This is a genomic window from Pseudomonas sp. ICMP 8385, assembly GCF_002699915.1.
GTDB lineage: Bacteria > Pseudomonadota > Gammaproteobacteria > Pseudomonadales > Pseudomonadaceae > Aquipseudomonas > Aquipseudomonas gessardii.
On the sequence record NZ_LKBY01000118.1, the window covers coordinates 36736 to 48692 of the forward strand.

Sequence of the window (11957 nt, forward strand, 5' to 3'; positions counted from 1 at the left end):
CATTGGGTCGGGGTCGCGCAGGCGATCAGTGGTTGGACGCGTCCGCGGCCTTGATCAGGTCAGCGCCAATCGGCCCCTCGAACTTCTGCCACACCGGGCGCATGGCTTCGCGCCAGAGCTGGCGTTGCTCGGGGGTCAATTCGATGATTTCGCTGGTCTTGGCGTCGATGATCTTCTGCTTGGCCGACTGGTTCAGCGCTTCGGCCTGCCTGTTCACCTCGACGGTGACCTCGCCCATGATCTGCTCCAGGGCGCTACGCATCTCCGGCGCCAGGCCGTTCCAGAACTTGGCGTTGGTGATCACCATGTAATCGATCAGGCCGTGGTTGGATTCGGTGAAGTACTTCTGCACCTCGTTGACCTTCTGGCTTTCATAGTTCGACCAAGTGTTTTCGGTGCCGTTGACCGTGCCAGTCTGCAAGCCCTGGTAGACCTCGGCAAAACTCATCTTGCGTGGGTTGGCGCGGATCGCCTTGAACTGCTCCTCCAACACGCTGGAGGCCTGTACGCGGAACTTCAGGCCGCGGGCGTCCTTGGGTTCATGCAGGGCCTTGTTGGCCGACAGTTGCTTGAGGCCGTTGTGCCAATAGGCCAGGCCGAGGATGTTCTTGTCTTGCATCGACGTCAGCAGTTGCTTGCCCTCGGCCGCCTGGAAACGGTCGACGGCAGCCAGGTCGTTGAACAAAAACGGCAGGTCGTAGATCTGCACCTGCTTGGTGTATTGCTCGAACTTGGCCAGGGACGGCGCCAGCATCTGCACGTCGCCCAGCAGCAGCGCTTCCATTTCCTTGCCGTCACCGAACAGCGACGAGTTGGGGTACACCTCGACCTTGACCTTGCCCGCCAGGCGCTCTTCGGCAAGTTTCTTGAACAGCAGCGCGCCCTGGCCTTTGGGGGTGTTTTCCGCTACCACATGGGCGAACTTGATGACGATCGGATCGGCCGCCTGGGCCAGACCTGCGGCAAACAACGTGGCGGCGCACAACAGCGCCCGAGAAAGCTTGAGCATGGGTATCACCTTTTTATTGTTGTGGTGGTGTCAGGCAAGGTGCCTGATGTGAGGCGTGTAGTGAATTTCAAATTTTTAAACCCTGCGTTCGGCCAAGCCGAACACCAGCCTTGGGAGCCATGCCTATCCCGTGTGCGAGCTGGCGTGGTCTGTCAGGGCTGTGCTGCCAGCAGCCTTTGGGCCCGCAGCAACACCGGCGCATCCACCATCTGCCCATCGATCTGGTAGGCCCCAGCCCCATGGGCGCCGGCTTCCACCACCCGCTGGGCCCAGGCCAGGTCCGCCGCACTCGGCGCCAGGGCTTGATGGATCACCGGCACCTGCTTGGGATGAATACACAGCGCCCCGGCAAAGCCCATTTCATAGGCATGTCGGATCGAGCGGCGCAGGCCCTCGGGGTCGTCGATGGCCGGGTGTACGCCGTCCAGCGGTGCCACCAGGCCGGCGGCGCGCGAGTGCACGATCAGCGCCAGGCGCGCCTGATCCAGGGCAAAATTCGCCGCCGCCGAGGGGCTGCTCAGGTTCAGGTCCAGCGCCAGGTCCAGGCCACCGAACGACAGGCGCTCGACCTGCGAAGCATGGGCGATTTCAGCCACCGCCAGCAAACCTCGCGCACTTTCGATAATCGGCCAGATGCGTTTGCCGGCGGCGGCCACCACGGCCACCTGGGCGGCGCTCTCCACCTTCGGCAGCAGCACCCCGGCCACATTGCCGTGGGCTTTGCAAAACGCCACATCGGCACAGTGCTCGGCGTGTTCCGGGGCATTGATGCGTACCCACACGCAGGCCTCGGGGTTGGCCGTTAAAAACCCGCCGAGGTTGTCCCGGGCCTGGCGCTTGAGGGGTTCTTCCACCGCGTCTTCAAAATCCACGATCACCGCATCGGCACCACTGGCCAGCGCTTTGGCAAAGCGCTCGGGGCGGCTGCCCGGCACGAACAAGGCAGAACGAATCAACGACATCACTGCACTCCTGATTAGATAACGCCGCGTACCCGCAGGCTGTCGATGGCTTCACCCGAGTAGCCAAGCGCTTGGAGAATCCCCTGGCTGTGCTGCCCCAGCCCCGGTACGCCATCCATCCGCGGGGTAAACGCGGCATTGCGCGCCGGTGGCAATAGCGCCGGCAGCGACCCCGCCGGGCTGTCGACTTCACGCCAGCTGTCGCGGGCCTTGAGTTGCGGGTGGTCCCACACGCCTTGCATATCGTTGACCCGCGCACTGGCGATCTGCGCGTGTTCCAGGCGCTGGATCACGGCTGCGGCGTCCAGTTGGGCAAAGCTGTCGACAATGATCTGGCGCAGCCCTTCGCGGTTGGCCGAACGCTTGAAGTTGGCCGAGAAGCGTTCATCCGTCGCCAGCGCAGGGGTGAGCAGTACCTTGTCGCAGAACGCCGCCCATTCGCGTTCGTTCTGCAAACCGAGCATCACCGTGCCGCCGTCGCCGGTGGGGAACGGCCCGTAGGGGTAGATCGTCGAATGCGCCGCGCCGGCCCGTGGTGGCTGCGGGGCACCGTCGAAGGCGTAGTACATCGGGTAGCCCATCCACTCCACCAGGCTTTCCAGCATGCTCACGTCAATGCGGCTGCCTTTGCCTGTCTTGCCGCGCAGCAGCAGTGCCGACAGGATGCCGCTGTAGGCGTACATGCCGGCGGAGATATCCGCGATGGAGCAACCGGCCTTGGCCATCTGATCTTCACCCGGGCCACCGGTCACCGAAAGAAAACCGCCCTCGCTCTGGACCAACAGGTCATAGGCTTTCTTTTTCTCATAGGGCCCGCCTTCGCCGTAGCCGGAAATATCGCAGACAATCAGCCGTGGAAAGCGCGCCTGCAAGGCCTCGAACGACAGCCCCATCCGGGCTGCGGCACCGGGTGCCAGGTTCTGCACCAGCACGTCGGCCTCGGCCAGCAAGGTGTCGAGGATCGCGCCGGCCTCCGCCTGCTTGAGGTCCAGGGTCAGGCTTTCCTTGGAGCGGTTGGTCCACACAAAATGCGAGGCCAGGCCGCGCACGCGCTCGTCGTAGCCACGGGCGAAATCACCGCTGCCCGGGCGTTCGATCTTGATCACCCGCGCCCCCAGGTCAGCCAGTTGGCGGGTACAGAACGGTGCAGCAATCGCATGTTCCAGGCTGACCACGGTAATGCCGTCCAGCGGTCGTTGATTAGCAGTCATGACAATTCCTCAAAGCCAATGGGCCATGGATGCGGCGTTGCGCAGGTTCCAGGCTTTTTCGATCAAGGCGCGGGCCTGGGCCGGCGTGCGGGCGCCGCTGAACTGGCAGAGGCGCAGGAACTTGTCCGCCAACTGCCCACGGTCCAGGGTGTTGCCGGGGTCACCCTTGGGCTCGTCAACCGCACCGTGCAACGTGCGGCCATCGACGCAGGTCACGGTGACGCGGCCCAGCCAGCGCTGCGGATAGGCGTCATCGACGGCGCGGTCGAGGGTCATGCTGACCTTGTCGCGGAACGCCGCGACGGCGGGATCGCTCAGGGCCCACTGATGAAACTCGGTAAGCCCGGCCTTGCCATGCACGGCAATCAGGCCGAGCACGGTGCCCATGGAGAACTTGGCCTGGTGCACGGTGACGGGCACGGTCACACGGCCGAGCACATCAATGGCGCCTTGATACACGCGGGTCTCGACCCTGGCGATGTCCGTAGCGCCCAGGCCTTCGCGCTGCATCAAGTCCAGCAACGCGTCGGCGGCCGGATGGGTATGGCGGCACGAAGCATGGAACTTGAACGAGGTTTCCAGCAGCGCCCAGCGGCTACCGAGGCCGGCAGACAATTTGCTCGGCTCGGCATCGCTGGACATGCCCGCCGCCAAACCCTGCTCGCCTTCAAGGATATTGCGCGCACCGCTCAGGCCATCCGCCGTCAGGTACGCGGCCAGCAAGCCATCCGCCGCCGCCTTGGCCGTGTGCAACTGCTTGGAATCGGCGGCATCACGCAGGAACTCCCAGAGCCCGGCAGCCTGGGTGCCGGCGCTGCCGAGCAGGTTGATAAATTGCTCCTCGTTAAAGTCCAGCAACTTGCCAACCGCCACCGCCGCCGCCAGGGTGCCGACCGTGGCCGTGGTGTGGAAGATACGGTAGTGGGAACGGCCCATGAATTCGCCGATGCGAATCCCGGCCTCATACCCGGCCACCGCGGCCAACAGCAACTCGCGGCCGGACTTGCCGAGGTCTTGCGCGGCGGCCAGGGCGGCGGGAAACACCACGGTCGCCGGGTGCAGCACCGAGCTGTTATGCAGGTCATCCTGCTCCACCAGGTGCGACGAGGCGGCGTTGACCAGCGCGGCAAAATACGCGCTGCTGCTGGCGCCGTTGACGATTATCTGCGCAGGCCCGGTGGCTGGGCCCATTTTTTGCGCATAGCGCTCGAACAAGGGAATCGGGTGCGAGCCTTGGCTGGCCAGCGCCGAGGCCAGCCAATCCAGATACAGCTCTTCGGTACGCGCCAGCACCGCGTCGGGCAATTGCGCGTCATGCAACTCGGCGAGGAACCGGCACAAGGCTTGGGTATGGCTCATGCGCAGGCCCTCAGAAGCTGCGTGGCAGTTCGAGCAGATGCTCGGCCACGTAGGACAGGATCAGGTTGGTGGAGATCGGCGCCACTTGGTACAGGCGCGTCTCGCGGAATTTGCGCTCCACGTCGTACTCGCAGGCAAACCCAAAGCCGCCATGGGTTTGCAGGCAGGCGTTGGCCGCTTCCCAGGACGCCTTGGCCGCCAGGTACTTGGCCATATTGGCGCTGGCCCCAGCATTGGCGCCGCGGTCGTATTCCTCGCAAGCACGCCAGCGCATCAGGTCCGCCGCCTCGATTTCGATATGGGCCTCGGCAATCGGGAACTGCACCCCCTGGTTCTGCCCGATGGGCCGGCCAAACACCACGCGGTCGCGGGCATAGGCACTGGCCTTTTCGATAAACCAGCGGCCGTCGCCGATGCATTCGGCGGCGATCAGCGTGCGTTCGGCGTTGAGGCCGTCGAGGATGTATTTGAAGCCCTTACCCTCCTCGCCAATCAGACTGTCGAGGGGCAGTTCGAGGTTGTCGAAGAACAGCTCGTTAGTCTCGTGGTTGACCATATTGGCAATGGGCTGCACGGTCAGGCCGTTGCCGATGGCCACGCGCAGGTCCACCAAAAAGATCGACATGCCTTCGGACTTTTTCTTCACCTCGGCCAGCGGCGTGGTACGCGCCAGCAGGATCATCAAGTCAGAATGCTGCACCCGCGAGATCCACACCTTTTGCCCGTTGATCACGTACTTGTCGCCGCGCCGAATCGCGGTGGTCTTGATCTTGGTGGTGTCGGTGCCGGTGGTGGGCTCGGTGACGCCCATGGACTGCAGGCGCAATTCGCCGCTGGCCAACTTGGGCAGGTAGAAGCGCTTTTGCGCCGCGCTGCCATGGCGCAACAGGGTGAACATGTTGTACATCTGCCCGTGGACGGTGCCGGAGTTGCCGCCGCAGCGGTTGACCTCCTCGAGGATCACCGAGGCTTCGGCCAGGCCCAGGCCGGAGCCGCCGTACTCCTCGGGGATCATCGCCGACAGCCAGCCGGCTTTCGTCAGGGCCTTGACGAAAGCCTCGGGGAAGCCCTTTTCTTCATCGATTCTGCGCCAGTACGCGGCATCGAATTCAGCGCACAAGGCGCGCACGCCTTCGCGGATGGCGTTGAGTTCTTCGTTGTCATTGGGGTTCATTAACGGCTCTCCGCCTGTTGTTCCTGGATTATTCAAAATGCACTTCAGCCTGCTGCGCCAGGCCGTCAGCGTTACCGGCCCACAGCTGGGCGACACCGGCCGCCGTCACCCGCCCGCCCACCTCGAACGGCTGCGGCGCAATCAACGGGCGCACGCCGCGATAGGCAAAACGGCGCAAGGTGGCGTCGGGGTGTGCCCGGCAAAAAGCACGCAGGCTCAAGGTGGCGATCAGCGGCCCATGTACCACCAGCCCTGCATAGCCTTCGGTGCCGGTCACGTAGGGGTAGTCGTAGTGAATACGGTGGCCGTTGAAGGTCACGGCGCTGTAGCGAAACAGCAGGGTTGGCGTGGGGTCGATCGCCTCATACCAGTCGCCCCGGGCCAGGGCCTCGCCGCTGCCAGCCTTGGGCGGCGTGGGCTCGCGGTAGACGATGTCCTGTTCCTCACGGATGGCCAGGCGGCCATCCTGGGCGTAGTCGTGGCGCACGGTGACAAATAGCAGCGAACCGCTGCGCCCGGTCTTTTCCTCGACCTGGGTGATGGTCGACACGCGGGTGGCCGCCTCACCGGCACGCAAGGACTGCAGGAACTCGATACGCCCACCGGCCCACATGCGGTTGCGGTTATCGGCCGGCGGCAGGAACCCGCCACGGGCCGGGTGGCCGTCGGCGCCCAGGGCGCTTTCCGCCAGCGGGTCCTGGAAAAAGCACCACTGCCATAGCGGCGGTAGAGCCGCACCGTCGTCCGGCACGGCCTCGCCGAAGGTGGCGGCGATGCGTTTGAGCAGGTTGCGGCTCAGGTGGTCGTGGGCGGTTTCGCTTCGGCCAATCCAATCAGTGGCGCTCATCGGGGGCAGGTCCTCGGGCAGTGAGTGTCTGCCCCGGATCATGCAAGCGCCTGGCCGTTCTGAGAATTTGCATTTCAATAAACCAGCGTTCGGTTATGCTGAACGCCGCTGTCTTTACCCGGGAGCCTTGCATGCACTTCGACCTGGCCGATCTGCGCCTGTTTATCCATATCGCCGAATCCCCCAGCCTGACCCAGGGCGCCAAGCGCGCGTTTCTCTCGCCGGCGGCCGCCAGTGCACGGATCAAGGCCCTGGAGGGCCAGCTGGATACGCGCCTGCTGTACCGCGACAGCCGTGGCGTGGAAATCACCCCGGCCGGGGAACGACTGCTGCATCACGCCCGGCTGATCATGCGCCAGGTCGATTACCTGAAAAGCGAATTCACCCAATATGGCGCCGACTCCGCCGGGCATATCCGCATCTTTGCCAATACCACGGCGGTCACCGAGTTTCTCCCGGAAATCCTCGCCGGCTTCCTCTCCCAGCGCCCCGGCGTGACGGTGGACCTGCAAGAACGCCTGTCCCGTGACATCGTGCGCGGCGTGCTCGACGGCACCAGCGACATGGGCATCATCGCCGGCCCCGTCCAGGCGCCGGGCTTGCAGGTCTTGCACTTCAGCACCGACCACCTGGTGCTGACGGTGCCGGTGGGCCATCCCCTGGCCAACCAGCCGTCAGTGACCCTGGAACAGACCCTGGCCTATCAGCATATCGGCCTGCACGAAGGCAGCACCTTGCTCAGTTTCTTGCGTGAACACGTCGAGCGCCTGGGCAAACAACTGTCCCTGCGTATCCAGATGTCGAGTTTTGAAGCCATCTGCCGGATGGTCGAAGCCGGGGTGGGTATCGGCATCATCCCCGAGTCCGCCGCCGTGCGGCACAGTCGGACCATGCAACTGGTGACGATCAAGCTCGATGAACCCTGGGCGGTGCGCGAGCGCAGCATCCTGGTACGCGAACTGGATGCCCTGCCGGGGGCGATCCGCGCACTGATTGCGACGCTGAGGCCACCGGCTTAACAGTCTTTGACAGTTTCCTGACAAAGCTGTCAAAGACCCCTGCCTACGCCGTCCCTAGGATTCAAGCCTTTCCTGGAACGACGAAGGCCATCATGCGTTCAAAAACGATCTACCTCGCTGCCACTTCTGTGTGCCTGCTCACCGGCACCCAACTGTCAGCCGCCACAGATTGGCAATACAGCCTGCACGCCGGGGCGGCCAGCCTGCCGCGCTACAGCGGCAGCACTGAGCGGATGACCGCGCCCGTGCTTGGCGCAAACATTGTCAGCCCGTGGGGGATTTTTCTCGATACCGACACGGGGTTGGGCTGGGGTTATGAGGATGACACCCTCAGTTTCAGTGCCTATGTCGGCGCCAGCGACGGGCGCAAGGACCGCAAGAAAAGCGGCCACCAGGGCTCCGATCGACTCAAGGGCATGGGCACTATAAAGTCCCGGCCGCAGTTTGGGATCAGTGCCAGCTATACCCTGGGCGCGGCAATCCTGGGCGCGACCCTGGAACATGCTCTGGAAGAAGATGACAAGAAAGACAGCGGCAAGGCCTTTACCTCATTGGAACTGAGCATCGGCACCCACCTGTATGACGGCGACTATGGCACCGTGGACGCCAGCCTCAACAGCCGCTTTGGCGACCGCAACTATGTGCAGACCTGGTATGGGGTGACACCTGGCCAGGCCGCGCGCAGCCGCTTTCGCGCGTATGACGCCAAGGGTGGGATGGTCAGCCGCGGCTTGAGCCTCGATTGGAGCGTGCCGTTGGGCGACCACACAACGTTCTCGACCTTGCTGGATGTGCAATATTTGTCGGGGGATGCGGGTAAAAGCCCGATTGTCGAGCGCCGGGTGCAAACCTCGGTGATGGGCGTGTTGAACTACACTTTCTGATTGGATAACCCAATCAAAAATGTGGGAGTGGGCTTGCTCCCACATTTTTTGATCTTCACAGGTTTTGAGAAGATCAGTCGGCATAAGCCCAGGTCATGCGGAACGACGCCCCGCCCCACTGCGAATCCAACACCTGCACCTGCCCGCCATGCCATTGGCTGACCCGCTGTACCAACGCCAGGCCCAGGCCAAAGCCACCGGTGCGGCGGTCGCGACTGGCGTCCAGGCGCATAAAGGGTTGGAAGATTTTCTCCCGGCCTTCCTCGGGCACGCCGGGGCCGTCATCGCAGACGCGTACCTCATAACCACTGCCGAACTTGACCAACGACACTTCCACCCGCTGCTCGGCGTAACGAATGGCATTGCGCAGCAGGTTGATCACCGCGCGCGCCATAAACCGTGGTTCGATCTGGATAAAATCGACTTCACAGGTGCGCAGCGACAACTGCACGCCTTCGGCCTCGGCTTCCAGGGCCACGCTGCCGATCACACTGTCGAGCCAGCTTTGCGCCTCGATACTCTCGCGGGTGACCTGTGTCGCGCCACGCTCAAGGCTGGCGTAGGTCAGCAGTTCGGACACCATTTCCTCCAGCTCGCCAAGGTCGGCGTACATGTCGCCGATCAACGCGCGGCTCTGGCGTGGGTCTGCTTCCTGCTTGAGCTGGTCGAGTTCAAACGACAGGCGCGCAATGGGCGTGCGCAATTCATGGGACACCGCATTGGTCAGCTCGCGCTGGTTGGCAATCAGGTGCTCGATGCGCTCGGCCATCTGGTTAAAGTGCCCGGCCAACTCGCGCACGCTTGAACGGCGCGGCAACAGGATGCGCGAGCCCAGGTCATTGTCACCGAAGCGCTGGGCCGCCAGGCGGATATGCTCCAGGTCGCGCCAATGCGGACGCACCCAGAAATACAGGACGATGGCCAGGCACAGGCCCAACAGGATATAGGCCCACAGGTACAGCCAGCGCGGCTCCTCCGGCAGCTTGACCTGGAGCAGTTGCGCGCCACCGTCGATTTCGGTGATGAACTCCATGAAATCGCCGCGTACCACCAACTTGCCATCAGCCAGCAATTGTTGCTCGCGGGGGTCGAGGCCCGCCGCGTTGCGCTCAATAAAGCCCAGGCGCAAGCCATAGTGCTGTTGCAGCTCGGCCAGGCGTGCCTCGCGGGCCGCGCCAGCCGGCAACGGGCGCAACTGCTCCACCAGGCCATAGGCCGGGCCGCGCATGGCTTCGCGGTTGTAGGTTTCGTTGGCCTCGGGCAGCAATTCGTCGAAGGTGTAGTTCACCAGCCAGATCGCCCCGGCCAGGCCCAGGGCCAGGATGATGTACAGACGCAGGAACAGGCGCAGCATCAGGCTAGACCTCCCAGGCAAACGGGTTGAACAGGTAGCCCTTGCCCCAGATGGTCTTGATGCACACCGGCTCACGGGGGTTGTCGTTGAGTTTGTTGCGCAGCTTGCTGATATACACATCGACACTGCGGTTGAGCCCATCGAAGGCGATCCCGCGCATGCGGTTGAGGATATCGTCGCGCGACAGGATCTTGCCCGCGCTGCTGGCCAGCAACCACAGCAGCTCGAACTCCATGGTGGTCAGGTCGATCTGCTCGTCACCCAGGCTCACCCCCCGGCAACTGCGGTCAATCGCCAGCCGGCCGAACGCCAGGGCGCCACGCACGGTTGGCTCCGGTACCTGACGCCGCTGCAAGGCCCGCAGGCGCGCCAGCAACACCGGCGGCTTGATCGGTTTGATCACATAGTCATCGGCACCGGACTCCAGGCCGAGGATATGGTCCAGGTCATCTTCCTTGGCGGTGAGGATCACGATGGGGGTGTCGGACACATTACGGATCTCGCGGCACACATGCAGACCGCTCTGGCCAGGCAGCATCAGGTCAAGGACGACGATCTTGGGCTTGAAGGCAAGGAAGGCGGCCAGCGCCTGGTCACCGCGATACACGGTCGACACCTCAAAACCGTGCTGGGACAGGAAATGGGCGATCAACCCTGCCAGCTTCTCATCGTCCTCAACGAGCAATACCTTGCCAAGACCCAAGTTTTCCATAATTTCTCAGTGTGTAGAGGCGGATTCAAGAGCGGGTATTATAGATGGCATAGGGGCCGAAAAGTTAATACACACGGCGAAAATCTACTTTTCTCGAAGCATTCAAAAAACTTCATAATTTTAAAAGTTTTTAACATTTCGCTCATATTTTTTAACCCGGCAAATCGCTACATGCTCAAGCCGCGCGACAACTCAATGCAGACTTTTCTGACAGGATTCACTCACGGCAACTTGGGAAATTTCACCACTAACATTTATTTGTCTCGCAATCTATATTTTCACCCCGCAATGACAGATAAAAAACATCTCTACTATTTGATAGCCCAGCAATACCAATAAAACCACCCATGCGCTTTCGGTGAAAGCCAATGCGCGAACAAACTTTAAACTTCATACCAAAGGAATTAATATCATGCGACACTGCACACCCACCGCTCACAACCAAACTGCTCTCCTCTACACCCTCACTAACAAGCCACTCACTTAATGCAAACATTCGCTATATAGCACCATTTTTTATTTTTTACATGCTTTTGAAGACGGATAGCCGTTTATGCCCTTATATCACGACGTCATCAAAAAGAATGCCATCAACTATCCGGACAAGTGTGCTATTGCCCTGGATGCGGTCCACTACAGCTATGAGGAGCTTCACGCTCGGACACTAAAAATTGCCCATGTTCTGATGGCTAACGGCGTTCAACCGGGCGATCGGGTAGCACTGTATTCACCTATTTGCATCGACCTGATCGCTGCCTACCTGGCAGTACTGCATGTGGGTGCGATTACAGCCGCAACACACCCGACTTATAGTCGCGAAAAACTGGTGTATCAACTCAAGCACACAGGTGCCAGGGTTCTGATCACCCATCCTTTCGAGGCGCTGGAAACGCTGTGCCTGGAAACCGATTTAACACGCATCATACTTATCGGTAACGAAGAGACGCAGCACCCGAAGGTCATCTCTCTTGACCTAGCAGTATCAGCGCTACAAACCCTAGACACGACGCTTCCCGAGCTGCAGGACGACACTTGCGTCACGTCGATCTTCTATACTTCCGGCTCGACATTCAACCCAAAGGGTGTGGTCGTCAACCATCGCATCATGGTCGCAGCGACAACGAGTGTTACGACCTACCTGAACAACACGCCAGACGACGTGATCCTCAGCTATTCCACATTGGCGTCCGACTACGGCGTGTACAACATCTTGATGCCGCTGTATTTCGGTGGGACTTCAGTGATTGAAAGCCGACAGCCGCAGGTTGCGGAGGACGTGCTGGAGGTGGCAAAGCGCGAAAGGGTGACTGGCATACATATCTTTCCTCCTATGGAAACTCTGAAAAAGACTTTCTGATTTGGCAAAATACCGCGACCCCACCCACCGAGTTTCCCGATGAAGCAGATGACCTTCGCCGACGCCGAG

General features: G+C 61.7%; 11 protein-coding genes. 3 read left to right on the forward strand and 8 right to left on the reverse strand.

Annotated features, from left to right (window positions below):
• Positions 1 to 25: 25 nt before the first annotated feature.
• From AO268_RS22940 to AO268_RS22965, 6 genes are all read right to left on the reverse strand, one after another.
• Positions 26 to 1009: a TRAP transporter substrate-binding protein gene (locus tag AO268_RS22940; protein WP_099169961.1), complete on the reverse strand. Its 984-nt coding sequence runs from the start codon at positions 1007 to 1009 to the stop codon at positions 26 to 28.
• Between the two features lie 152 nt (positions 1010 to 1161).
• Positions 1162 to 1971, reverse strand: coding sequence for an HpcH/HpaI aldolase/citrate lyase family protein (locus AO268_RS22945; RefSeq protein ID WP_099169962.1), 810 nt, complete (start codon positions 1969 to 1971; stop codon positions 1162 to 1164).
• A 14-nt stretch (positions 1972 to 1985) separates the two neighbouring features.
• Positions 1986 to 3182 carry a CaiB/BaiF CoA transferase family protein gene (locus AO268_RS22950; protein WP_099169963.1) on the reverse strand — a complete coding sequence of 399 codons (1197 nt, stop codon included), beginning with the start codon at positions 3180 to 3182 and terminating at the stop codon, positions 1986 to 1988.
• A 9-nt stretch (positions 3183 to 3191) separates the two neighbouring features.
• Positions 3192 to 4541, reverse strand: coding sequence for an MmgE/PrpD family protein (locus AO268_RS22955; protein ID WP_099169964.1), 1350 nt, complete (start codon positions 4539 to 4541; stop codon positions 3192 to 3194).
• A 10-nt stretch (positions 4542 to 4551) separates the two neighbouring features.
• Positions 4552 to 5715 (reverse strand): acyl-CoA dehydrogenase family protein, encoded by a 1164-nt coding sequence (locus AO268_RS22960; RefSeq protein ID WP_099169965.1) that lies wholly within the window; start codon positions 5713 to 5715, stop codon positions 4552 to 4554.
• Between the two features lie 28 nt (positions 5716 to 5743).
• Positions 5744 to 6562 carry an FAS1-like dehydratase domain-containing protein gene (locus tag AO268_RS22965; protein ID WP_099169966.1) on the reverse strand — a complete coding sequence of 273 codons (819 nt, stop codon included), beginning with the start codon at positions 6560 to 6562 and terminating at the stop codon, positions 5744 to 5746.
• A 131-nt stretch (positions 6563 to 6693) separates the two neighbouring features.
• Between AO268_RS22965 and AO268_RS22970 the strand changes: the two genes are divergently transcribed.
• Both AO268_RS22970 and AO268_RS22975 read left to right on the forward strand, forming a co-directional pair.
• Positions 6694 to 7581: a LysR family transcriptional regulator gene (locus AO268_RS22970; RefSeq protein WP_099169967.1), complete on the forward strand. Its 888-nt coding sequence runs from the start codon at positions 6694 to 6696 to the stop codon at positions 7579 to 7581.
• A gap of 92 nt (positions 7582 to 7673) precedes the next feature.
• Positions 7674 to 8465 (forward strand): MipA/OmpV family protein, encoded by a 792-nt coding sequence (locus tag AO268_RS22975; RefSeq protein ID WP_099169968.1) that lies wholly within the window; start codon positions 7674 to 7676, stop codon positions 8463 to 8465.
• 73 nt (positions 8466 to 8538) lie between these two features.
• On the opposite strand, the gene AO268_RS22980 is transcribed toward AO268_RS22975, so the two are convergent.
• Both AO268_RS22980 and AO268_RS22985 read right to left on the reverse strand, forming a co-directional pair.
• On the reverse strand, positions 8539 to 9819 hold the full coding sequence (locus AO268_RS22980) for an ATP-binding protein (RefSeq protein ID WP_099169969.1): 1281 nt from the start codon (positions 9817 to 9819) through the stop codon (positions 8539 to 8541).
• Positions 9820 to 9823: 4 nt separating this feature from the next.
• Positions 9824 to 10531: a winged helix-turn-helix domain-containing protein gene (locus AO268_RS22985; RefSeq protein WP_076963986.1), complete on the reverse strand. Its 708-nt coding sequence runs from the start codon at positions 10529 to 10531 to the stop codon at positions 9824 to 9826.
• A gap of 553 nt (positions 10532 to 11084) precedes the next feature.
• Between AO268_RS22985 and AO268_RS22990 the strand changes: the two genes are divergently transcribed.
• Positions 11085 to 11888, forward strand: a complete 804-nt coding sequence (locus AO268_RS22990; RefSeq protein ID WP_099169970.1) for an AMP-binding protein — start codon at positions 11085 to 11087, stop codon at positions 11886 to 11888.
• Positions 11889 to 11957 lie beyond the last annotated feature (69 nt).